Below are 24,913 nucleotides of genomic sequence, written 5' to 3'. Positions count from 1 at the left end.
CTCTCTAGTTTAAAGTTCCTCGTATAAATAATCTGAAATTTCACCTGACACTTCTACATTATCAGGCGTGCATAGGAAGATATCCGTACCTATACGCTGAATATCGCCGCCCAGCGCATACACTGTACCACTTAAAAAATCAATAATGCGAACACCTTGATCACGGTCAATGCGTTGTAAATTGACAATTGTTGCACGTTTGTTTTTTAAATGCTCAGCAATATCCTGCGCCTCTGCATAAACACGAGGTTCAATTAAAATAACTTTAGAATTTTTTAATGACGATGCTGCCTGCAAACTTACGACGTTATTAGGTACTACAACTTCGTTTCGCGGCTGCATTTTGCGATCTTTTTTTACACGATTATTTACAATTGATTGCTTTGGCTGCTCTTGTCGTGGGGCTGATGTTGGTGCTACATGAGCCGCTACGGCCGGAGCTCCTTGTTCTTCATCCACTTCTTCTAAGTAAAAGAATTTGTCAAATATATTTTTAATACTCATCCATTATCCCTTCTTTCTTAGCCAACAAGAGCTGTGCCAATTCTGACAAACGTTGCACCTTCTTCTACGGCAATTTCATAGTCATTTGACATACCCATTGATAAATGACTACATGGTGCATACGGCAATTGTAATTGTTCAACTTCCTGCTGTAATAATTTCAGCTCACGAAATACTTGCCGAACAACTTGTTCATCATCTGTATTTGGCGCCATCGTCATTAAGCCGACTACCTCTATTTTTGTATAGGTTGCGAGTTCGTTTATAAACGTTAATACTTGTTCTTTCGTTAATCCATGTTTTGATTCTTCCCCTGAAACATTGGCCTGCACAAAGCACTTTACTACTTTTGTTGCACGTTTTTCAATTTCATCTGCTAAGCTTAAGCGATCCAATGAATGCAAATAATCAATTTCATTAATAACTTGCTTCACTTTACGTGTTTGTAATGAACCAATATAATGCCAACACGCATCTAGCTCAATTGCCTCAAGCTTTAAAGCTAGACCTTCTGGACGGTTTTCACCAAGATTTTGAAGACCCGCTTCAATTGCCTCAACTGTGCGCTTTACATCTACCTGTTTTGTGACAGCGATAATTTGTACATCTTGTGAAACATTTGCTCGCTCTTTCGCTTCTTCAATTTTTGTTTGTATGTTAAATAAATTATTAACGATATCCGACACTTTTACCCCAACTTTACAACATTAGTTTCTTACATTGTAACAAGCTAGCGACCAATTTTCAATGAATAGCGCGACCTATTCATTAATACCTTTTACCAGGATTACGTCTTTCCCAACTGTGAGAATATGACTAATCGCTATTCTTATAGTATTCTCTTCACCTTGAAACAAGTGGTAAAATTTTTTAGGCTGAGAAATTATAAAGGCTATAATCTCTCCTTTTTCCTCACAAACTTCCGCATCTATTATATACCCAATAAACTTGCCGCTCGTCGCCTCAATGATTTCCTTTTCCTGCACGGTTGAAAAACGCATGCAAACCTCCCTTTCCAACAGAATAAAAGCGCACGAAGCACGTACGCTTACTACAAAAACTTATAATCCTTTTGCATTGTTTCAATTGCACTTTTTTCAAGACGTGAAATTTGTGCCTGTGAAATCCCAAGTGTCTGTGCGATTTCTGTTTGCGTTTCACCATAATAAAAACGCTTTGCGACGATTAATTGTTGCCGGAAATCTAATTTTTGTAGACTTTCCTTCACCGATACATAAGCAACCCATTGATCCTCGCTCACATCTCCCTTCAATTGATCAATCATATAAATTGCATCGCCCCCATCCGAATAAATCGGCTCTTGCAACGACATTGGATCTTGAATCGCATCTAGCGCATACAACACATCTTCCTTTTTCATCTCAATTGCAGCCGCCACTTGCTCGATTGTTGGTTCATGTAAATGTTCTAAAATAAACTGTTCCTTTGCCTGCATCGCTTTATACGCTATATCCCGTAGTGAGCGAGAGACGCGCAGTGCATGATGATCGCGTAAGTGACGGCGAATTTCTCCAATTATCATTGGCACGGCATACGTAGAAAACCGTACATTGTGCTTTAAATCAAAGTGATCTATTGCTTTTAACAAGCCGATACAGCCGACCTGGAATAAGTCATCAGCCTGTTCCCCACGATACGAGAAACGTCCAACGATACTAAGGACGAGTCGTAAATTACAAATGACCAGTTCCTCACGTACAGCACTTTCTCCAGCTTGCATTCTAATAAAAAGTTGCTTCATATCCTCGTGCTTTAATATAGGTAATGACGATGTATCTACACCACATAGCTCTACTTTTGTACGCACCATATTCTCTTCCTCCGAACTTTATCTTTCAATCAGTTTGTCCGGATGCAATGAGAATATGCGTAAGCAACTATGCCAATTTCAGCCAATCTATAAAATAGGCTCGTTTAAGTGCTCTCGTAAATCTAAAATTATTTTTTTCTCTAGACGCGAAATATACGACTGCGAAATACCTAAATGATCAGCCACTTCTTTTTGTGTCATTTCTTCTTTACCATTTAAACCAAAGCGACATTCCATAATATATTTTTCACGGGGATTTAATTTATTTATGGCTGTAAACATGTGCTGACGCTCGATTTTTTTCTCAACGTCATTTGTAATAATATGCTCCTCCGTGCCTAAAATATCCGATAATAATAATTCATTGCCATCTGCATCTGAATTCAAAGGCTCATCTAGTGAGACTTCACCTTTCATACGACTCGTTTTACGCAAATGCATTAAAATTTCGTTTTCAATACAGCGTGAGGCATACGTAGCAAGCTTAATATTTTTATCTAAATTAAATGTTTCAATGGCTTTAATTAGACCGATTGAACCAATACTAATTAAATCTTCAATTGGTGTACCTGTATTATCAAAGCGTCTTGCTATATAGACGACAAGCCGCAAATTACGTTCGATTAATGTATCTCTTGCATGCATATCTCCATTCATAAAGGCTCCGACGACGATTACTTCTTCTTCTCGAGTTAAAGGTACTGGCAATGAATCATGTCCTCCTATATAGTATGTGCCCTTCTTCCAAAACTTACGTCCAATACGTTTTAAATAAGCTATGAGTTTTTCAAACAATCCTGATCCCCCTTTATCAATTGGTAAGGATAAAAACATGTAGAATCATTTCGGCATCTTGCGGGAAACGGGCATCATTTTTCGTGAAAATAATATAATGCCCCGCATATGACTTCCCTTGCACTTGTAAACAACTCACGCGAAGGGCTGGTACAATAACTGTATTTTCTTGAATAGTAGTAATTGGAACAAAACGAATTGCTTTACGAAATTCAACCGGAAACATCGATACATTTAAAGGCGCGTCTTCCTGCCACTGCTCAAGCGCTGTTTTTAGCGACGGTGCTAGCTGCTCTTGCACTGCTTTATACGATAAAAAATGTACTGGCTGCCTACTTAGAGGCTCTACGCATTCGTTTCCTGTATCAATAAATGCACTCACAGTAAGAGCTTGTTCAAATAATTGAAGTTCACAGCTCGTTAAAAAGGACTGTTGTACTGCATCTTGTAATTTTTTATGCCAATTCAGTTTTACGAGCGCCAAGCCAATACAAGCTGCGCTAGCACTAAGCAAAATATACGTTAGCCATGAACGCCCCTGCAAAATTGGTTGCAGAGCGGTTAATAGTCCTCCTGCTAATAGCGTCCCAACGACAAGCCAGCTCCCTTGAATAATAAAACTGTATATTCTAAAAGAGAAAGCAATGCCAATTAATAAGATAAAGCTCAGAATGGACGCAAATAACGAGGGCGATAAAATCGTCGCAACTATACTACTAGCTAACGCACTGGCAACAAGACGCCACTTGCTTATGTACAGTCCCGTTATTTCTTTCGTAAACATTAATAAAATCAAGTTAAATAGTGTATTGTACAAAATGATTAGTTCGCCTACCATGTTTTGCTCCTCCTACATGTAGATTAGCATTGGCTCACTGTAGAAAATGTCAAACGGTTGCAAGGTTTTGCAAATTGTTTTAGACAAAAACTTTCATTCAAATAAACAAATCGACAAAACGGAGTTATCTCAAATTCTTGTGAGATAACTCCGTTTTTGCAACGAAATCGAAGGGGCAGGTACACAACCCATTATTAGTAAGGGACACTCAAGTTCTTAAGCGAAATCTTATAATTTCCTAAACAATTAAAAAAGCTAGTTTACAGTTTATCACAACTGTAAACTAGCTTTTATAGCCACTTCAATCTATTAAATATTAGCCGCGATTTTTACGATTACGTAAAAATGTTGGAATATCTAAAGCATCTTCTTGCTGATAGCTTTGTGTCTGACGAGGTGCTTCTTGGTGTACTGGTTCTTGCCCTCTTACTTGTCCAGTAGGCTGTGTTACTTGTTGTGCTTGTTGACGCGTACCTAATGTTGAACGGACTGGCTGTGGACGTGGCGCTACAAAGTCATCTGAGAATCCTGTTGCGATTACTGTCACGATAATTTCATCGTTTAAGTTGTCATTAATAACAGAACCGAAGATCATGTTTACTTCTTCGTCTGAAGCAAGTGCTACGATATCCGCTGCCTCTTGTACTTCATAAAGGCTTAAGTTAGTGCCGCCTGTAATATTCATAATTACACCTTTTGCTCCGTCAATTGACGTTTCAAGAAGTGGACTTGAAATCGCTTTTTTGGCTGCTTCTGTTGCACGATTTTCGCCAGCAGCAATCCCGATTCCCATAAGTGCTGAACCCTTACCTGACATAATTGTTTTAACATCGGCAAAGTCAAGGTTGATTAAACCAGGAGTTGCGATTAAATCTGAAATACCTTGTACACCTTGTCTTAGTACATTGTCTGCCTCGCGGAATGCTTCAAGCATCGGCGTTGATTTATCCACGATTTGAAGTAGTTTATCGTTTGGAATCACGATTAATGTATCAACCGCTTCTTTCATTGATGAAATACCGCCGATCGCTTGTGTTTGGCGTTTACGGCCTTCAAATGTGAATGGTCGTGTAACAACACCTACTGTTAACGCGCCTAAATCACGTGCAATACCGGCGATTACTGGGGCTGCACCTGTACCTGTACCACCACCCATACCAGCAGTAACAAATACCATATCTGCTCCACGTAGTACTTCTTCTAATTGCTCACGGCTTTCTTCTGCCGCTTTTTTACCGACTTCAGGATTAGCACCGGCGCCAAGACCACGTGTTAATTTCCCCCCGATTTGTAGTTTATATTCAGCTTTTGATAAATTTAATGCTTGCGCATCAGTATTAACTGCTATAAAATCTACACCTTGCACACCATGTTCGATCATGCGGTTTACTGCGTTATTACCTCCGCCACCTACACCTATTACTTTAATGACAGCAAGCTGATCCATACTTGTATCAAATTCTAACATTGTTTCTCCTCCTACTTCTCTCGTCTTGATTTTTCGCTGTTATTCGAAAAATTTATTTAATATGTTTTTCGCGCGATCAATGACACGAACTTTATTACCGTGATCTACTCTCTCCGGTGTATTCGATTGTTTTTTAGAAGGAGTTGGCTGAGCTGGATATGGCACATACGCTGGAGCTGTACTTCCCATGCTCCTACCGTAAAACCTGTCATCTGAATGCGCATAACGAATTAGTCCAACTGCAGTCGTAAATAAAGGCTCACGTACACCAATATAATCCGGTGTATAAATGCGAACACGCGTAAGCATAACTTGGCGTGCTAGTTGGGCTAGTCCTTCTAATTGTGCAACGCCTCCTGTAATGACGACGCCTCCCGGTAAGTCTCTTACACCTATACGAGCAAGCTCATCTAAAATAAGTTCAAACAGTTCCTCTAAACGCACACCAATAATTTCAGCAATATAACGCTGACTATATTGATCCGTCGAATCCGTTCCCACTACAGGGACTTCAAATAATTCTTCATCTGAAGCATCATCATAATAGGCATGTCCATACTGCTTTTTAATTTTTTCTGCTTGTTCTGTTGGAGTTTTTAATACAATTGATAAATCTTTTGTAATATGATCGCCACCAACTGGGATGACGCTTGTATGAGTTAATAGTCCTTCTTCAAAAACAGCGATTGTCGTTGAACCACCGCCAAAATCGATATAAGCTGTTCCTTGATTTTTTTCATCTTCTGTCAATGCAAAGAAACCTGCTGCTAATGGTTGTAAATAAATTTCACGTATTTGTAAGCCCGCTCGTTCAACACATCGTAGTACATTATGTACTAGTGTTTTTGATGTTGTTATCATCGTTGCATCCATTTCTAAACGAATGCCGATCATACCTCTTGGGTCTTTTATTTCATCTAAGTTGTCTACGATGAATTGTTTCGGGATTAAATTTACCAGTTCACGTTCAGGTGGGATAGACATGACTTGTGCAGATTCGATAACACGCTCTAAATCATCGTCTGTAATTTCACGGTTGTCGCCATTAACAGCTACAACTCCTTTTACAGATTGTAAGTATGTTTGGTTTGCTGGAACTCCAAGCACCACTTCCTCGATTTTGATCCCTGTCATTCGTTCAGCCTGATCTACGGCCTTTTTAATTGATTGTACTGTTGCATCAATATCAACTATTGCACCTTTCCGAATGCCGGTAGACTTTACATGCCCGACACCGATTACGTGCAACTGATCATCACTCATTTCACCTATTAATACTTTAATAGAAGATGAACCTATATCTAGTGAAACGTAAATATCCTGATGATTCAATTCGCTGCACCTCCTTCGATTACTCCTACTGTTCATTCTATTGTAAATTTACGTTAATGTCTAAGTAAATTAGCGTTTGTAATGAAATTTTAACCTTATTCTGATGATTTTTTACGATTCATTAATCGTCTGTCGTCTAATTTAGCTAATAATATCCGACGAATGACGGCGATGTTTTGGAAAAGACGTACTCCGAACGCAAAAATAGCGGCTAAATACAAATCTACACCGATATGAACACCTAAAAACGCAAGCCCCGCTGCTAACACGATATTAAAGAAAAAACCTGATAGAAACACTTTATCATCATACACTTGTTGAAGCTGTGCACGAATACCACCAAACATCGTATCAAGAGCAGCTAGTACAGCAATAGATAAATAGTTTTCATATACAGAAGGAATTTGAATATCGGTTAAAATACCAAGTGCTACGCCTAAAATTAATCCTAAAAGTGGTAACCACATATTCTAATCCCCTTAATTTTTTTCCGTTAAATATTCATTTAAATCTACTTCCTCAATGGATTGAATATTTAATGTTCGTTGCGCCTCGTGAATCGCTAAATTTAAATTATCGATGAAAAACTCATCTCGAAACGATGAAGCTAGTAAATGGTTATACATTTTTTGCGCTTGTTCAAATGTTTGTGTCATTACTTTAATTTCTATATCAGTATTATTAATCGGCACACTATTAATCGACGTTTGCCCATTAATATCACGAATTGCCGAAGTATGAGTTAAGCGTTGGCCATCGATTTCAATTGTTTCTGCATTATAGCGATACAAATCATTGATTAACCTGATTAATAAAATAGGTGATAGCGATTCGATATCATATCCAAATTGTACTAATTCATAAGAGGGAGATACGGTTAGCGTTAACCCTGGACCATTCACTGGTACAACACCTGCTTGAATTCGTAATTCCTCTACAGTTTGTTCTAGCAATAGCTCTGGATTATCAAATTCGGCATCCTCATACTTATTCACTACTTCCGTTAAAGAACGAATCGTCGTTAGTAGTTCAGAATGGCGTTTTTTCTCATCAGCTAATTCTTGACGAATTTCCCAAATATCCCTTGTATCACGTTCAGTCGGATTTTGCACTGTGTTATATTGTACAGCTAACATAAAACCAATGATGAAGGACACGATTGTAATGTTTCTGTACATTTTTTTCGTCATCGATCTTCCCTCCACAATGCAAGTTTAATTTTCTTCATTTACGGAAGGCATTTGAATTCTATCGCTCTTCTCTAGCGTCACAATAACACGTTCATTTAATAACTGGTCAAAAACGCCCCCAGCTAGCTCTAATGAAGCAATTAGTACGGATTGCTTGCCCACTGCTTCAATGACGAAAGGGGCAGGATGCTGTTTATCATCTACTGTTATCACAGGGCCATTGCAACTAATATAGGAATTCGTTTTTAAACGTTGCCCATTTATCGCAATTGCTTCCGCACCAGCAATTTTCAATTCATTAATCACTTTGAAAATATGACTATCATGCACAATATAATCATTTGGATTCGTGCTCGCAGCATCATACTCTCCATCTTCCAGCGTTAGCTTAATGCCTTCGCCTTCCCCAGGGGTTGTCCCTAAAAGTAAGCGCAACCGTTCGGCTTCCTCAATATATTGCTCATACTGTTCTTCATTTGACGCAAATTCTTTTTCATAAGCACGAATTTTCTTTTCAACGCTATTTACTTCATCTGTTAATTCTTTATTACGTTCTTGCTGCTCAATTAGCTCTTGTCGGTACGTATTTTCCTTCTGGTAATACATGGAGGCTGAGCTTACTGTTTTTTTATCCTTCGATAAGTTGTACGAATAGCCAATGAAAAAGCCTGTAATAATACAAACAATTAACAGTACAAAATATTTCCGATTAAAAAGAGGAGCTTTTTTATTGTGAAGATTGCTCTTCATTGTCTTCCACTCCTCCTGCTGCTTCACTATCTATCTCTTCAGCTAATCCGACCGCGTATTCATCGGAAAAAGGACGATAATAAGAACCTACTTCAATATCAATAATTCCCTTTTCATATCCTTCGACACTTTCTATTTGTGCGACGATGGAAGGATAGTAATTAAGCTTGCTTGAAAGCGATGAAATATCAGCCCGTACTTCATAGCCATCATTCATGAAAAGTGTTACAGCATATGGATCTGCATTTGACGGTGACGCGTTGATTTGTGAAATGAGCGCTAACACTTGTGGATTAAGCTGCGCTAATTCCTTTAACAATTTTTTACGCAAACTTTCATCATCAAACTCTAGAAAAATAGGAGCATCGATTGGAACGAGCTCACTCGATTGTTGAAAGATGACGCCATTTTCTAAAATCGGGTAAAATGTCCCATCCTTCGAAATATAGGCCACTTTATTCCATTCATCCACTGTCACTATTACTCGATTTAAAAACTTGCGCTCTACCTTTACCGATTGTACCCAGTCACTTGCAGAAATCTCTTTCTCAATATCGGCTATTTTAAAGCCCCACATCGAGTTATTTATTTTTAAGCCGGATTGTTTTAAATAAAATGAACTGTCAACAATTTCATCGCCTATAATTTCAATTTTCTTTATATCACTATAGGACGTTTGGAAATATAGGAGTAAAGCAATTATAAATACGAATATGGTCGTTAATGCTACAAATTTAAAATTTGTTCGCTTTTTGCGTTCTCTTTGCATTGCTGGAACACGTTCCGTTATATCAATCACTTTTTTCACCGCTTACTCCTCCTTCCTAATTCGCTCATTGGCAAAATTTAAAATGGTCGCGACGGTGAACCAAATCATTAATAACGATGTCCCACCATAACTAATAAATGGAAGCGTCACACCCGTTACCGGTAATAGACTAATAACAACCCCTATATTTAGGCATGCCTGAATAGCAATCATCGTCGTTAAAGCGCTAATAATGTAAAACTGTTTTTGTAGCAAAGCACGAATCGCGAGTGCATAACCGGTCATTAAAAAGCACGCAAAAATAAGCAGCAGCACCACCCCACCAGCTAACCCCATCTCTTCAAGAATAATCGAAAAAATAAAGTCATTTTGTGGTTCTGGTAAGTATAAATATTTTTGTCTACTTTTTAGAAAACCATGCCCAAATAATCCAGCTGGTCCAATTGCTAATAGTGATTGGACAGCTTGGAAACCACTTCCTAACTGATCTGCCCATGGATTTAAAAAGGCTTCAATTCGTTTTAGCCTATACGGCGCCGCCAAAATAAGGCCGACTAAACCTCCTGCCCCTAACAATAAGACGAACACATATAGCTTCAGTGGATATTGTGCGATGAATAATAAGACCAAAGCTGCAACTAGTAAAATGAACACGGCTCCAAAATCAGGCTGTAACATAATGAGAAACGATGGCAATAATATAATGCCAAAATGTTTAATTTGGACGATTCTTTCTCCTAGCTTCCGCTTAGACAACACGATGCTTAAATACACGAGTGTCGTCAGTTTAGCAAGTTCAGCTGGCTGTAGCGATAAGGGACCAAAGCCAATCCAACTTTGTGAACCGTTACGTACTATACCAATGCCAGGAATTAAAACCCCAACTAATAATAGGAGCGAAAAGACATATAACATTGTCCATGTTCGCTCACTATGTAGAAATTTCGCCTTCATCAAAATTAGACAGCTTCCCACTGCGACAATAAAATAAACGGCTTGCTTAATATAAAAAGGGGTTTGTCCGACGTAATGCACGGAACTCCAATACGTACCAGCAGAATAAATAAAAACAATGCCAATAACCGAAAGCAAACAGGCACAAGTAAAAAATACTCGCTTCAACTGATGAGTCAGTGTGACAATCCTTTCTACTTCAGCATTTTAGAAAATCCCATTTGCGCCGTTTTTTAGCTGTCTCTTTGCTTTTACACAGCAAAAACATTTGTTGCTATCGCACAGCTAAATCATTTTCACCCAAGTTGCGATGACCAACATCCTGTTGTTGGCCCCATCCGCATTTTGGGTGAAACGTAAAGGGCTCATCAGGTTAAGAAAGCTTCATGACACGCTCAATAAATAAATCGCCACGGATTTCAAAGCTACCATGCTGGTCCCAGCTGGCACATGCAGGTGATAGTAGAATAATATCCCCCTCTGCAGAAAGCTTGGCTGCATAGCCTACTGCATCTTCTACATCAATGGCTCTAATTGTGTCGGTAATTCCGCATGATTTTGCAAACTCTATAAAACGTAAACCGGTTTCACCAAATGCAACAACGGCTTTTACATTGCTCATTTCTTCGCGTAGTTCTTCAAATGAATGACCTCGATCTAAGCCACCAGCTAATAACACAATCGGATGATTAAATGCGGCAAGCGCACTTTTCGTTGCCAAGCAGTTTGTCGCTTTTGAATCGTTGTAAATTTTACGGCCTTTCCATTCACGTACAAACTGTGTCCGATGACGCACGCCACCAAAGTGAGCAAGTACTTGTTTAATTGCTTCAATAGAACATCCGTGTAAAAGTGATGCTGCCACCGCACATAAAATATTTTCTAAATTATGCTGTCCTGGCAGAGCAATTTCACTACGTTGTAAAATGGCATCACCTTGCCAGTAAATTGTCGTTGCATCTGCACTAATACCTTCAGCTGTCTGTCCTTTTGTTGTAAAAGGTACAAGCTGTGCATTAGATTTCGCTGCATAATTACGTACGATTTCTTGGTCCACATTATAAATGAAATAATCTTCTGCTGTTTGATTACGTGTCACGCCAAATTTCGCTTCTACGTAATTTTCAAACGTTCCGTGGTAGTCTAAGTGCGCATCATAAAGATTTGTTAAAATGGCAATACGAGGCTTAAATGTAAGTGTCCCCATTAGTTGGAATGAAGAAAGCTCTGTAACGATAACATTGTCTGCTGTCGCTTCAGCCGCTACACCACAAGCCACTGTCCCGATATTTCCGGCGATTAATGGCTTGCGCTCTCCAGCATTTAACATTTCAAAAATTAACGTTGTCGTTGTTGTTTTACCATTAGAACCCGTAATCCCAATAAATGGAGCCTCACTTACTAAATACGCAAGCTCCATTTCAGTTATGACTTGTAATCCACGTGCTATTGCATCAGCAATAATTGGATTGCTGTAAGGAATACCTGGATTTTTCACGATTAATTCAAATCCTTCATCCAGTAAATCTTCTGGGTGACGGCCACAAATAACCGTAATGCCTTTTGCAAGTAGTCCCTGCGCTTCTGGGTTTGCATCAAATGGTTTTGCATCATTTACGGTTACAAATGCACCAAGCTTATGTAATAGCTCCGCTGCAGCAACACCACTTTTTGCCAAACCTAATACTAATACTTTCTTAAATTCTAACCCTGCATACTCAATCATAAAAACGCCTCCGCTAATACTGCAATTAATGCAACGATTAACCCTGTAGACCAAAATACAACTACGACCTTCCATTCTGACCAACCCGATAACTCGAAATGGTGATGAATAGGGCTCATCTTAAAAATACGTTTTTTGCGTAATTTAAAACTACCTACTTGTAAAATAACAGATAATGTTTCAATAACGAACACCAACCCGATTAGTAATAACAATAACTCTGACTTTACAAGCACAGAAATCATTGCCAGTGCACCGCCTAAAGCAAGTGAACCCGTATCGCCCATAAATACTTTCGCTGGGTTGGCATTGAAAATAAGGAAGCCTAGTAAAGAACCTGTTACAACAAAAGCAAATAATGCGATATCACCTTGCTCATTAAACAGTGCAATAACGCCAAATGCTGCAAAGGCAATCGAAGCTGTTCCTGCTACTAAGCCATCTAAGCCATCTGTTAAGTTGACGGCATTTGAGAAACCTACTAACCAGAAAATTAAAAATGCAACATATAACACCCCAAAATCAATCGATAAATCTGTATATGGAATGGTAATCGATGTATCGAATGTACCTAGACGTAATAACAGAAATGCTGCAATTGCAATGACAATTTGCCCGATTAATTTTTGCAATGATGTTAATCCTAAATTTCTTTTAAAGATTACTTTTAATCCATCATCTAAAAAACCAATGACTCCAAATCCAACTAAAACGAGTAATAAAACAACTGTTTGTGTTGTAAATAAATCAAAAATATTGCCTACACCTATAGTCGTTAAAATAATTGCTAGTAAAAAGATGATACCACCCATTGTCGGTGTTCCCGCTTTTTTCATATGCGACTGGGGTCCCTCTTCACGGATGCTTTGACCAAACTTTAGCCGTCGTAACATTGGAATTCCAATCGGCGCTAGAATTACTGTTATGATGAATGATACTGCTAAAATGGTCACTGTTGTTGCAAGTGTCATGTAAAAACTCCTTTAAATCTTCTTCTGTTCTAAGTGAACATCCTTCACTATAATAGTTGTTTTATTGCCATTTTAAAAGAACGAACTAACATTTAATTATCTAAATAGAGATGAAGTACTTCATCTTGTTCTATTAGGCTACCGGCAGCTGGTAATTGCTGTACAACCTTGCTTCCACTGCCATGCCACTGAATTTTATACGGATATTGTTGCTCGACGATACTATTAACTGATTGCCCAACAAAATTAGCTAGCCGTGCAGTTAATTCATCGCCCCATACATATTTTCTGTCAAGCTGCTCCGATTGCTTCTCAATCCCAATAATCGGCGCAATATCTTCTATGATTTGCCCGACAATCGGTGCCGCAATGACGCTACCAAACTGCAATGCACTTTTCGGATGATCAATTGCTACATAAATTATTATTTCCGGGTCATTTGCTGGAGCAAAACCAATAAAGGAAACGATATAATCGCCATCCTTATATCGACCATTTTCAACCTTTTGTGCTGTTCCAGTCTTCCCAGCAATTCGTAAGCCATCACGGTAAGCTTGTCGGCCGGAACCATTTGCCACAACCGACTCTAATGCTTCTCTAATAATAGTGGAGGATGCTTCACTAATAACTGACCGCTTTATAGTCGGTACATTTTCATGCAGTACGGTACCACTATCTCCATCCTTAATTTTGGACACAACATATGGCTGATACAAATTGCCTCCATTAATTGCCGCTGCCACTGCTTGCACTTGTTGAATCGGCGTAACAGAAATCCCTTGACCGAACGATGTCGTCGCATGCTCGACGGGACCAAACGCTTCTTTCTTAAATAAAATCCCACTTGCCTCGCCAGAAATATTTGAGCCTGTCTTTTCTCCGAAGCCAAATTTATGAATATAATCCAGCAGCTTCGTTGCACCAACACGTTGCCCGAGCTGTACAAAACCTGGGTTACAAGAGTTTTCTACAACTTGTAAAAAGGTTTGATCCTTATGCCCTTCACGCCGCCAACAACGTAAGCGTGCCCCTTCGACAAGTGTATAGCCCGCATCATAAAAATGATCGTTCTTCATATCGACGACGTCTTCTTCTACCGCTGCAGCTAGTGTAATAATTTTAAAGGTAGAGCCAGGCTCATATGTCATAAACACAGGTAAATTACGATTATAAATTGCCGGCTCTACTTCATTAAAATTCGCTGGGTCATACGTTGGAAAAGAAGCAAGTGCTAAAATCTCACCAGTATTTGGATTCATCGCTATGGCTAATGCTTGATCGGAATCATACTTTTTCATCGCCTGCGCTAACTCACGCTCCACGAATTGTTGAATACGTAAATCAATGGTCAGCTCAACTGTTGCACCCGAGCTCCCTGCCTTCCATTCATCATCAACATGAGCTAGCGAACTGCCTTTTGCATCTGTGAACAAGCGAATTGCCGCATCTTTACCTGTTAACAGTTGATTGTATTCATATTCAATACCTGCAAGACCTTGATTGTCTACTCCCGTAAAACCTATAAAGCGCGCGAGCAAATTACCATGCGGATACTGTCGAATATAATCCACCCCGCTATATAATCCTGGGATTTGTCTGCGCTGTATCGCAACTGCCTGCTCATACGTAATATTTTTTGCTTGTGGTGCTAGCTTAATTAAATACGCACGTTTCTTGAGCTTTTGCAAAATAGGTGACGGCTGGATACCAAGCTCTTCCGCAATTGCCTCTGCTACCTCTTCCGGCTGCGAATTTTGAGATGGCATAAAGTACAGTGTAGGTGCTAATTTGTTCGTCACGATAATCTCACCATGCCGATCTACAATTAGTCCGCGCTCTGATGCAAAGGGAATTTCCCTGTCCCAATTTTCCTTCGCTAAGGTCGTTAATTTTTCATATTGAAAAAACTGAAGGTAAATTAATTTAAGAAAAATCGCCACGCCATATAGTACTAATGCAATCAAGATCCACTTTAATCGTTTTTTTGAATGGACGGAAATCCACTTCATTCGACAACACACCTCGTTTTAAACAACGTATGTAAATAAGTGGACTTCTATTCAGTACTACATTAATCTTGTGGTAATTGCTCGCCTTCATCGCCTATTTCTTCAACGGGCGTTGCAAAGGATTGCTCCGGCGTTTTTAGTTTTACAACAATTGGAGCGTTATCTAAAATAACTGTGTTAGGTGAAGCGCTTTGACTTTCTACATAGCCTTCTCCGATAATCTCAATGGGTAATTTAGACATCGTTTTATAGACGAGCAAATTACGTAGCGACCATTCAGTAAATGATGGCAATGTAATCTCACCGTCCGTTTTTAAAAATACGAGACTGCCTGCTGTAGCCTTGGTTTCAGCTTTTGGATATTGAGCGATTACTTCCCCGCCCTTACCAATTATAATTGGCTGCAGCCCCTCATTCATTAGTTCTATTTGAATCGCTTCTGCTTGCTGACCTACATAGTCTGCTACAGAAGTTACTTTCACCTTGGCCACATCTTCCGGATTAATGTTTAAATATTTCAAGCTATTTTGCATCACGGAGTTAAAAACTTGCGAAACGGGTTCTGAGCCTACTTCTGTCGCACTTAATTGCGGTTTTGCGATTGCAATATACATAATTAATTGTGGATCGTCTGCAGGTGCCATCCCTAAAAATGAATAAAGGAACTCATTTTTACCCCAGTCATAACCAACACCATTTTTCTTTGGCATTTGCGCTGTTCCTGTTTTCCCAGCAACCTCATAGCCTTCTATTTGGAAGCGTTTCGCAGTCCCCACCTCAGAAGTTACTGTGGAAGCAAGTAACTCTCGCATCGTTTTCGCTGTTTCTGCTGATATCGGCTTACTCTTTACTGTAGGCTTTGAGTCAAATGTAACTTCCCCGGTATTTGGGTCTACAATTTTATCAATGACATACGGCTGCATCATTTCACCGTCATTGGCAATTGCCGTTAAACCTTGAATAAGCTGAATTGGTGTTACCGTTGACCCTTGACCATAGGATGTCGTTAAAACATTACTTGGTACTTTCGTTAATATCGTACCGGTTGCTTCTCTAGGTAAATCAATACCGGTCTTTTCACCAAACCCAAATTTATTTATATATTCTACAAAAGTATCGCGCCCCATAATTTCTAGTAAATGTGCCATGGCAGTATTTGATGAACGCTGGAATCCTTCTAAATAAGATATTGTCCCCCAGCCAACTAAGTTATGGTCACGAATTGTTCGGTCTAGTAACGTATATTGACCGGATTGGTACGTTGCATTTGGATGCCAATTACCAGAATCAACGGCAGCCCCGACAGTAAAAATTTTCATCGTAGAACCTGGCTCAATAACATTTTCAATGACATCGTTTAGCCAATTTGTTTCAAGCCCTGCTCGTGTATCTGGATCAAAAGTTGGACGTTGAGATATTGCTAAAATTTCCCCTGTTTTTGGATTGGCTACAACACCTACCATCGATTCTGGATTATATTCATCATTCACTCGTGACATAGCGTCTTCTAGAAAATTTTGGATCGACTTATCGAGTGTCAAATGAATATCAGAACCATCTGTTGCTGGCTGAACCATTTTCTCACTATTCGGTAACAAATAACGGAATGCATCACTTTGATACTTTAGTGCGCCGTCTGTTCCAGTGAGTTGATCATTATAAATAGATTCAAGTCCCATCTTACCGACCGTTTTAGTAGTTCCATCCTTTTGATCTTCTTTTAAGGCAAAACCAATTAAATGGGCAGCAAAGGAGCCATTTGGATAATAACGTTTCGTATCACTCACAAAAAGAATACCCGGCAATTTTAGCTCATCAATTTCAGTCTTAACTTCGTGACTAATACCTCGACCAGCTGATTTAAATTCGACTTGATATGGATCTCCCTCTTTTGTAAGGCGCGCATAAATCTCCGCTTCATCCATTGGAATATACTGCGCTAAAATTTTTGCCGTTTCTTGTGGGTCAACTACATGTCTCGGTTTTTCAGGGTTTGTAGTTGCAGACTCTCGAACAACCGCAATCAGGCGGTAGCTTAGCGTATCTTCTGCAATAATATTGCCATCGCGGTCTAAAATCTTCCCACGGTCTGCTGCTAACACGGTTTCTTTTTCATATTTAGCTGCTGCTTCAACAGCTAGAGCATGACCTTCAACTTCACCTGTCGCCTGAATATGAACAATCCGCCAAAATAATAGTAAAAAGAGCCCTCCATATATTGCAAACATCAGAAAGGCTCCTAACTGGAAACGAAATTTTTTCTTTTTCATTCGCCCGGCACTACCTTCACATTTTTCTCATTTAGTGTTAAACCGAGTTCTTTCGCTTTTTCCCAAATACGCTCATACGTAGATAATTCGCTAACACGAACTTTTAAATCGACATTTTCCATACTTATTTTTTGCGTTTCAGTTTCAATTTTTTGAATTTCCATACCTACAGTTTGAATTTCTCCCTGTGTATGTAAAATCGAAACTGCTAAAACAGCCATTAGCACTACAAATGCCACATATAGTATTTTCTCCTGTACCGAAATAAGCTTTATTTTTTTCTGTTTAGGTTGGCGTGGTTGCTGCTTCTTTTGCTCAGGCATTCCAGGCTGTTGAATATTAGTCTGTCTTAATCTGACTGCCATTTACCCACGTCCTTTATCGTTAATTTTTTCAGCAACGCGTAACTTTGCTGAACGTGAACGATTATTTGCCTCTAACTCCTCTTCTGATGGTACAATCGGTTTTCGTGTTACAAGTTTTAAAATTGGCTTCATATGTTCCGGAATCACGGGTAGTCCCGGTGGTAAATCTGGTAGTGATGAAGCTTCTTTAAAAATTGTTTTTGTCAAACGGTCCTCTAGTGAATGGAACGTAATGACACTAATGCGCCCACCAATTGCCAACATGTCAATTGCATCAGTTAAAGAATCCTCTGCTGCTCCTAATTCATCATTCACAGCAATTCTAATCGCTTGGAAAATACGCTTCGCAGGATGTCCACCTTTGCGACGAGCTGGGGCTGGAATACCATCCTTAATCAATTCTACTAACTGAGCTGTCGTTTCAATCGGCGCAACTTCGCGTGCTTGTTCTATCTTACGTGCAACTTGCTTTGAAAACTTTTCTTCTCCGTAACGGAAAAAAATACGGACTAAATTTTCATACGACCATTCGTTCACGACATGGAAAGCGGTTAACTCTGCCGTTTGGTCCATGCGCATATCTAGAGGCGCATCGTGATGGTAACTAAAGCCACGTTCTGGTGTATCTAGCTGCGGTGATGAGACACCTAAATCATATAAAATGCCATCGACTTCATGGATGTTTAAATTTAATAGCTCTTCCTTTAAATAACGGAAGTTTGAATGAACAAATATTACACGATCTAAATAATCGGCTAGTCTTACTTTCGCATTTTCTATTGCTGTTGTGTCTTGGTCAAAACAAATTAAACGCCCCTCTGATGATAGCTGCTTCACTAAATACTCGCTATGCCCTGCACCACCTAAAGTACAATCCACATAAATACCATCCGGATTGATGTTCAATCCATCAACAGTTTCTCTCAATAACACAGTTGTATGATCGAACATATTCTAAGCTCCTTTTTCTGGTCTGACTAAAAATCAAAACCTACCATATTTTCTGCTATTTCATTAAAAGATTGTTCCGATTCAGTAAAGTACTGATCCCATGCATCCTTCGCCCAAATCTCAATTTTACTGGATACACCTAGCACGACGCACTCTTTTACAAGATTAGCGTGATGAATAAGTGTAGATGGAATATTAATCCGGCCTTGCTTGTCTATTTCTACTTCAGTAGCTCCAGAAAAGAAAAATCGTGCAAACGAACGTGCATCTTTTTTCGTCATCGGTAAATCCTTTAGTTTTTCCTCGAGTTTTCGCCATTCATCCATAGGATAGCCAAAAAGACAGTTATCAAGTCCCCGCGTAATAACAAATGAATCACTAAGTGCTTCGCGGAACTTTGAAGGTATAATCAGTCGCCCTTTCGTATCAACGGAATGTTGATATTCTCCCATGAACATGCTACTCACCCCACTTTAATAAATAATGTACCACATTGCCCCACTTTCCACCACAACTTTTAGAAAATGGTTGACAACTATTTGGTATTTGTGTAATTAGACCGTATTCACCTAAAAACATCTAATAGAAATGGCATAAAAAAAGAGTTATCTCTATGTGAGATAACTCATAAATTCTACAGCGAGACAATTTGATGTTGAGCACAAATACTCATCGGAAGACCCAATAAATCATCAATCAACGTCGGACCATAAGTATTTAGAAACTGATACGGATTATAAAGCCGCTCTTGGTAACCTTCGTTCGGTAAAAGCTCTGCCTGCAATACATCAAATTGCCTTAACACTACCTGATGTTTTTGCAGTACTTGCTGGGAGATCTTACTTCGTAAATAACTAAACTGTTGCTCATGATACACTTTATTTTTTTCAATAATTTTTTGTAGATCTAATTGCTGTGTCGATAAATGATTAAGTAACTCATCATATTGTTTTGCTAGCAATTCATTCATTTGCTGAATTTGACATGCCGCTTCCACATCCTGCACGCTCCCAATAAACTCCTGCTTCAATTGTTCGCCTTCACCCGCAATGATTTGCATAAGTGACAGCTCATACTGTTGAAGAAGTGTCTGTACTTGGCGAGTTTGCAACGTAATATTAAGACGTGGTGCAAAAATCGGCATTTGTAAATCTAGTATAGCAAAAGCACCTTTTAAGGTTGCCCAGTAAGCAAGTTCCCCGGGTCCTCCTACAAAGGCTAGAACTGGAATCGTCATTTCTTGCATTAGCGGACGCGTAACCACATTATTACTGAGCTTTTCAGGTGTATTTTTCGCCAGATCGAGTAACTCGTCCTTTGTAAATTTAATATGCGCTAGCACATTACGAAACTGCTCGTTTTTGCATTCTAATAAAAAGCGCTCTCCGTCTTGTACGTAAAATAAGTTTGCATTGTCCGCATTCGCTTCAATCGGCATACCGTAGCCCGCTTCCATTAGTTCACGTTCCTGCTCTACTACCACTTTGGCAATTTGCTCATTATGCTGAATAATCGCTGCAAAGAACGACTTCTCATATTGGCGGAATGCCCCATTTGCCGCATCAATCATTAACAGACCATGTTTAGCAAATAACTCATTCATCAATGTTGCAAAGAAGTCCGTAAAAGTTTCGCTCGCTCGGACATGCTTTAACACATCTACTAGTAGCCCTTCTGTATACGCCGTTTCACCGAAGTCCTTAAATACAACGCGTACAAGTTGTTCCATCGCTTCTTGATTTAATGCTGTTGTAGAAGCCATCGTTTTACGTTTAGAGCGTTCACTATAGCCACGCTTTTTCGGTTGCCCATCTACAATTGTATACGTATGATTAATTTCCTCTATATCATGGTCTTCACCAGCAATCCAAAATAGTGGTACAACAGGAATTTGTAATTTCTCGCGCTGTTCTTTTGCTAATAAAATTACCGATATGGCTTTATGAACCGAGTATAACGGGCCTGTTAGTACGCCCGCCTGCTGTCCTCCAACAACTACAAGTGCACCTTGTTCAAGATCCGTTAAATGTTGTTCCACCGCTGAATGTATGCCGAATTTTTCCATATAAACGCGAATTACTGTTGCTAGTTGCTCCATGTCATATGTTTTATTTTGCAAGTAGCTCGCACGTTCCACAAATGATTGATCATTATATTTATAATCGAAAAACGTATGAATATTTGCATCTTCAGACCAATAGTCTGCTAATAATCCGTTCTTCACTGGTAATGAAATTTGTTCCAGCTTCATTGAAAAATCTCCTCTACTTCTATCTCTACTATGTTAGTACTAATGACTATCTTTACTATGCTACTATATTTTTAATTCATGACTGTTTTCTTATTGTAAACGTTGAGCACCTTTTGTGGAAAGAAAATGCTTACATCTTCGGATAATATTTTACATAGGTGCGACATACCCAATAATATTTTGTGTAAGCCCCCCAACCAAAATAACAAAATATAAAACGCCTAATAAAATAAAGTAAATTCGCCACAGTTTTTTCAGCAACTGCAGTACTTCAATTTCTTTTTTCGTTTTCCAATCAATGTATGTAAAAAACACAGCAATGACTACCGCCATTAAAATAACAGGAATGAATAGTGACACCTCCCATATGCTATTTATTGCAAGCGGTACCGTTAAAAACAATACACATGTTGTGATATCTGCAGCAAGACCAAATGCTTTCACATGATCAATTTTGCATTTTCGGAAAATCACATATGTTATCAAAAGTGCAATAATAGGACAAAATAAAATAGTCGTCATCAAAACTTGTATGACAAACTTCACATTTTCTCACCGCTCTCTTCAAAGGCTTTTACTAAACAGTACAACGTCTCGAGTGTTGGTAGTTGCTTCCCGGCGTTATGTGCTTTTTTGATAACTGCTCCAACAATTGTATCAACCTCTGTTCTACGCCCAAGCAGCCGGTCTGCAAGCATAGAAGACGTATTATTCGCTGTACGAGCACATAATTGTTGGACATCTTCAAAACTAACTAGGTTCGTTAGCTCAGGAAAAGCAGACCTTAATTCATTATATAATGATTGCAATAATTGGAGAGCTTCGCTATTTTGAAGTAGTTGCCCATTTTTTATTTGTAAGATGGCTGTTAAAGGATTAATAAAACAATTTAGCAACGCTTTTTCCAATAGCATTTGTTCCGCATTTGCCTCAAAAACAATTGGCAAAGTACGACTTTCTAATTGCTCCAGAAATTGAAACACACCTACTTCTCCACGTGCTACAGCGATCTTCATTGCTCCAATCCCACGATGCACGACTGTTACATCATCTAATTTTTGTGCACCAAACTGCACAGAACTATAGGCAATATGCTGATGTGGCAGCCTTAACCCCTCTTCAAAATGGGCTAAACCATTTTGAAGAAATAATATAGGAATTTGTTCATTTACACTATGTAAATTTTCGATAACCTCTGATAATTGACCGTATTTCACAGCTACAATAATTAACCCCGTCTCGTTATTTATGCGCGTCGTTGATCGAAATTGAAATTGTTGCGCATCTCCATCAATATTTTGACGTACAAGCCCCTGTTTATTTATGATAACGGCTTGCTGCGCGCGTCTCACCACTAACTGTACCGGCAAACCCGCCTCCGCAACAAAACTTGCCATGAGCATGCCAACTGCACCTGCACCGACAATTTGAATAAGCATCGCTACTCCTCCTAAAAAATCTCGAATCAGAATGGCATCATCTCGTCCCTAAATACGGCTAGATGACGTCCTTTATTAGGTAGTTTAGAAAGTTAAACTTTGTTAACCACACAGAAAAAAGGCCTGCCTTCAAGACAGCCCCTTCAGGTAACAATTATTATACTGGATAGACGGGATGTTTTCGATAAGGCAATATAATTTGTTTTGTACTATAATAGCCGAATCGCTGAATAAGCGTTTCGCGTAAATGATTGGGCGCTACAATTTCGTCAATTACCATTTCCGATGCCAGCTTATATAAATCAATCTCTTTTTTATATTCTTCGATTTTTTCTTTAACGAATGCTGCGCGTTCTTTCGGATCCTGAATCGCTTCGATTTTATTAGAGAATACCGCGTTAACGGCAGCTTCTGGGCCCATCACCGCAATTTGAGCTGTTGGTAGTGCGATACAAACATCGGGCTCAAATGCAGGTCCACACATCGCGTATAAACCCGCACCGTATGCCTTGCGAATAATAACTGAGATTTTCGGCACGGTTGCTGAGCTCATAGCCGATATAAATTTCGCACCATGTCGAATTATGCCTGCACGTTCTACTTTAGTACCAATCATAAATCCTGGTACATCCGCCAAAAACAAAAGTGGAATCGAAAAGGCATCACATAAATTTATGAACTTAGTCGCTTTATCCGCTGAATCAACGAATAATACGCCACCCTTCACTTTCGGCTGATTCGCAACAATACCTACCACTAGCCCATCAATGCGCGCAAGACCAGTAATAAGCTCTGCAGCGAACAGTTTCTTCACCTCAAAAAAACTGCCTACATCAATTAGCTGATCAATACACTCATACATATTAAATGGTGCATTTTGATTTTTTGGAATCATTTCCTCAAGTGTACGACCCGTTTTCGGAACCTTCCCGATGTCAAGCGGCGGTAAATCAGCATAGCTTGAAGGAAAATAATTTAAATAGCGTCGCGCCTCCGCAATGGCCTCTTCCTCAGTTGTAGCAAGCACATCACCACATCCACTCACCGTACAATGCATATTCGCTCCACCCATTTCTTCTAGGGTCACCTTTTCTCCGATGACCTTCTCTGCCATGCGCGGCGAACCTAAATACATTGACGCATTGCCGTCCACCATAATGACGATATCACAAAACGCCGGAATATATGCCCCGCCCGCTGCAGACGGACCAAACAAAATGCAAATTTGTGGAATCATGCCGCTCAGGCGCACTTGATTATGGAATATACGCCCAGCACCGCGACGACCAGGGAACATTTCTAGTTGGTCTGTAATTCGCGCACCTGCTGAATCAACTAAATAGAAAAGCGGTACTTGCATTTTTTCGGCCGTTTCCTGTATACGAATAATCTTTTCAACCGTTCTGAAGCCCCATGATCCGGCTTTAATCGTCGAATCATTAGCCATTACACAAACAGTTTGTCCACCGACTTTCCCAATTGCCGTGACAACTCCATCTGCCGGTAAATCGCCCGCCTCACAGTTTGCAAAGCGGCCATCTTCCTCATATTCCCCGTTATCAAATAATAGCTGTAGACGATCACGTACAAATAATTTATTCGTTTCCTTTAATTTTTCGTGATATTTCTCATGACCCCCTGCATAAATTGCTTCGATTTTTTGCTGTAAAGTTTCGTTATACGATGTGTTCGTCATACAATTCTCTCCTTCGACCAGAATTCTAACCTACTAGATTCCAAGGTTATGCTAGTTCAACAAGTACATCATCTTCTTCAACAAAATCCCCTTCTGCTACAAGAATTTTCACGACAACGCCACCTGTTTCTGCTTCACACGGTATTTCCATCTTCATCGATTCTAAGATTATGAGCGTTTGCCCTTTTGTCACCTCTTCGCCCTCTTTAACGCTTACTTCAAATACTGTTCCTGCCATTTGTGCTTTTACTTCCCCCATAGTAATGCCTCCTTAGAAGATTATTGTTCGAGAATAAAATCGACATGTTTCTCTTCTATTGTAAGCTAGCATCGAATTTTATTTCAAATATTTTCCTTATATTTCAAGAAAAAATGATTATTTTATCTACTTTATACTCATTTCCTCTTTTGCTTCCTGTTGTTTTGAAAGAAAGGCGTTACCTTGTTGTAGCCATCTCAGCAATTTTTCATGATCTGTTTGCAGCTCACGGTATTTTAATTCAAGCTCCGTATAGGCCTCTGTTAGCTCATCAAAGCTAGTCAACGCTAGTTTCAAATGGCTGCGCATTAATTGCTTCGGGCGCTTGCGAACACTATTTAACATTTGGCCATATTGGAGACGCAATGTTTTATTCCAGCGAAAACCACATGCCTGCTTTGTACGATTTAATACGAGCGCTGCCGCCTCAAATGCTTCTAGTTGCGTTTTACCATTTTGAACAGCTTGAATGACAATTTCAGCAAGTTTTTCATCATCCGCCACCGTCCACTGATCTTTTCTTCGTTTATGTTCCATTTCAGTCA

The 24,913-nt window shown here is 39.4% G+C and carries 26 protein-coding genes; all 26 read right to left on the bottom strand.

The genetic code is table 11. The features are described from left to right. Positions 1-9 precede the first annotated feature (9 nt). Positions 10-504, bottom strand: coding sequence for a cell division protein SepF (locus MHH87_RS04365; protein ID WP_340748106.1), 495 nt, complete (start codon positions 502-504; stop codon positions 10-12). Between the two features lie 17 nt (positions 505-521). Then, positions 522-1,190, bottom strand: coding sequence for a YggS family pyridoxal phosphate-dependent enzyme (locus MHH87_RS04360; RefSeq protein WP_340748105.1), 669 nt, complete (start codon positions 1,188-1,190; stop codon positions 522-524). Between the two features lie 75 nt (positions 1,191-1,265). Then, positions 1,266-1,505: a PRC-barrel domain-containing protein gene (locus MHH87_RS04355; RefSeq protein WP_340748104.1), complete on the bottom strand. Its 240-nt coding sequence runs from the start codon at positions 1,503-1,505 to the stop codon at positions 1,266-1,268. Between the two features lie 50 nt (positions 1,506-1,555). Beyond that, the gene (gene sigG, locus MHH87_RS04350; protein WP_340748103.1) at positions 1,556-2,335 is read right to left on the bottom strand and encodes an RNA polymerase sporulation sigma factor SigG; all 780 of its coding nucleotides are present in this window, start codon (positions 2,333-2,335) and stop codon (positions 1,556-1,558) included. Positions 2,336-2,422: 87 nt separating this feature from the next. After that, entirely contained in the window at positions 2,423-3,130 is a 708-nt protein-coding gene (sigE, locus tag MHH87_RS04345; RefSeq protein WP_445683078.1) for an RNA polymerase sporulation sigma factor SigE, read from the bottom strand. Positions 3,131-3,146: 16 nt separating this feature from the next. Then, a complete protein-coding gene (locus MHH87_RS04340) occupies positions 3,147-3,968 on the bottom strand; it encodes a sigma-E processing peptidase SpoIIGA (RefSeq protein ID WP_340748102.1) in 822 nt (273 codons plus the stop codon). 316 nt (positions 3,969-4,284) lie between these two features. Beyond that, positions 4,285-5,436 (bottom strand): cell division protein FtsZ, encoded by a 1,152-nt coding sequence (gene ftsZ / locus MHH87_RS04335; protein ID WP_340748101.1) that lies wholly within the window; start codon positions 5,434-5,436, stop codon positions 4,285-4,287. Between the two features lie 39 nt (positions 5,437-5,475). Next, positions 5,476-6,768 carry a cell division protein FtsA gene (gene ftsA, locus MHH87_RS04330; RefSeq protein ID WP_340748100.1) on the bottom strand — a complete coding sequence of 431 codons (1,293 nt, stop codon included), beginning with the start codon at positions 6,766-6,768 and terminating at the stop codon, positions 5,476-5,478. Between the two features lie 95 nt (positions 6,769-6,863). Continuing rightward, positions 6,864-7,235, bottom strand: a complete 372-nt coding sequence (locus MHH87_RS04325) for a small basic family protein (RefSeq protein WP_340748099.1) — start codon at positions 7,233-7,235, stop codon at positions 6,864-6,866. Between the two features lie 12 nt (positions 7,236-7,247). Beyond that, on the bottom strand, positions 7,248-7,958 hold the full coding sequence (locus MHH87_RS04320; protein ID WP_340748098.1) for a DUF881 domain-containing protein: 711 nt from the start codon (positions 7,956-7,958) through the stop codon (positions 7,248-7,250). A gap of 24 nt (positions 7,959-7,982) precedes the next feature. Beyond that, a complete protein-coding gene (locus tag MHH87_RS04315) occupies positions 7,983-8,708 on the bottom strand; it encodes a DUF881 domain-containing protein (RefSeq protein ID WP_340748097.1) in 726 nt (241 codons plus the stop codon). After that, positions 8,686-9,516 carry a cell division protein FtsQ/DivIB gene (locus MHH87_RS04310; protein ID WP_340748096.1) on the bottom strand — a complete coding sequence of 277 codons (831 nt, stop codon included), beginning with the start codon at positions 9,514-9,516 and terminating at the stop codon, positions 8,686-8,688. Before MHH87_RS04310 ends, MHH87_RS04315 begins: the two co-directional genes overlap by 23 nt. Before the next feature lie 3 nt (positions 9,517-9,519). Next, entirely contained in the window at positions 9,520-10,620 is a 1,101-nt protein-coding gene (locus MHH87_RS04305) for an FtsW/RodA/SpoVE family cell cycle protein (protein ID WP_340750877.1), read from the bottom strand. A 184-nt stretch (positions 10,621-10,804) separates the two neighbouring features. Further along, positions 10,805-12,157 carry a UDP-N-acetylmuramoyl-L-alanine--D-glutamate ligase gene (murD, locus tag MHH87_RS04300; RefSeq protein ID WP_340748095.1) on the bottom strand — a complete coding sequence of 451 codons (1,353 nt, stop codon included), beginning with the start codon at positions 12,155-12,157 and terminating at the stop codon, positions 10,805-10,807. Continuing rightward, positions 12,154-13,128 carry a phospho-N-acetylmuramoyl-pentapeptide-transferase gene (mraY, locus tag MHH87_RS04295; RefSeq protein WP_340748094.1) on the bottom strand — a complete coding sequence of 325 codons (975 nt, stop codon included), beginning with the start codon at positions 13,126-13,128 and terminating at the stop codon, positions 12,154-12,156. The genes murD and mraY overlap by 4 nt, the downstream gene beginning before the upstream one ends. A gap of 92 nt (positions 13,129-13,220) precedes the next feature. Further along, a complete protein-coding gene (locus MHH87_RS04290) occupies positions 13,221-15,137 on the bottom strand; it encodes a penicillin-binding transpeptidase domain-containing protein (protein ID WP_340748093.1) in 1,917 nt (638 codons plus the stop codon). A 62-nt stretch (positions 15,138-15,199) separates the two neighbouring features. Continuing rightward, positions 15,200-17,407, bottom strand: coding sequence for a penicillin-binding transpeptidase domain-containing protein (locus MHH87_RS04285; protein WP_445683077.1), 2,208 nt, complete (start codon positions 17,405-17,407; stop codon positions 15,200-15,202). Next, on the bottom strand, positions 17,404-17,772 hold the full coding sequence (ftsL, locus tag MHH87_RS04280; RefSeq protein WP_340748091.1) for a cell division protein FtsL: 369 nt from the start codon (positions 17,770-17,772) through the stop codon (positions 17,404-17,406). Before ftsL ends, MHH87_RS04285 begins: the two co-directional genes overlap by 4 nt. Continuing rightward, positions 17,773-18,723 (bottom strand): 16S rRNA (cytosine(1402)-N(4))-methyltransferase RsmH, encoded by a 951-nt coding sequence (rsmH, locus tag MHH87_RS04275; protein ID WP_340748090.1) that lies wholly within the window; start codon positions 18,721-18,723, stop codon positions 17,773-17,775. Positions 18,724-18,749: 26 nt separating this feature from the next. Next, positions 18,750-19,181, bottom strand: coding sequence for a division/cell wall cluster transcriptional repressor MraZ (gene mraZ, locus MHH87_RS04270; protein WP_340748089.1), 432 nt, complete (start codon positions 19,179-19,181; stop codon positions 18,750-18,752). Positions 19,182-19,357: 176 nt separating this feature from the next. Further along, the gene (gene bshC / locus MHH87_RS04265; protein WP_340748088.1) at positions 19,358-20,974 is read right to left on the bottom strand and encodes a bacillithiol biosynthesis cysteine-adding enzyme BshC; all 1,617 of its coding nucleotides are present in this window, start codon (positions 20,972-20,974) and stop codon (positions 19,358-19,360) included. Positions 20,975-21,124: 150 nt separating this feature from the next. Beyond that, the gene (locus MHH87_RS04260) at positions 21,125-21,520 is read right to left on the bottom strand and encodes a DUF3397 domain-containing protein (RefSeq protein WP_340748087.1); all 396 of its coding nucleotides are present in this window, start codon (positions 21,518-21,520) and stop codon (positions 21,125-21,127) included. Further along, complete coding sequence (locus tag MHH87_RS04255; protein ID WP_340748086.1) at positions 21,517-22,413, bottom strand: ketopantoate reductase family protein; 897 nt, start codon at positions 22,411-22,413, stop codon at positions 21,517-21,519. The genes MHH87_RS04260 and MHH87_RS04255 overlap by 4 nt, the downstream gene beginning before the upstream one ends. 157 nt (positions 22,414-22,570) lie before the next feature. After that, on the bottom strand, positions 22,571-24,109 hold the full coding sequence (locus tag MHH87_RS04250) for an acyl-CoA carboxylase subunit beta (protein WP_340748085.1): 1,539 nt from the start codon (positions 24,107-24,109) through the stop codon (positions 22,571-22,573). A 46-nt stretch (positions 24,110-24,155) separates the two neighbouring features. Next, complete coding sequence (locus tag MHH87_RS04245; protein WP_340748084.1) at positions 24,156-24,368, bottom strand: biotin/lipoyl-binding carrier protein; 213 nt, start codon at positions 24,366-24,368, stop codon at positions 24,156-24,158. Positions 24,369-24,494: 126 nt separating this feature from the next. Beyond that, entirely contained in the window at positions 24,495-24,905 is a 411-nt protein-coding gene (locus MHH87_RS04240) for a transcriptional regulator (RefSeq protein WP_340748083.1), read from the bottom strand. Positions 24,906-24,913: the final 8 nt, after the last annotated feature.

Origin of the sequence: Solibacillus sp. FSL H8-0538 (assembly GCF_038003525.1) — a bacterium.
Taxonomy (GTDB): domain Bacteria; phylum Bacillota; class Bacilli; order Bacillales_A; family Planococcaceae; genus JBBOPI01.
Note: the sequence above shows the minus strand (reverse complement) of the source record. Positions and strands in the feature narration are given on the sequence as shown.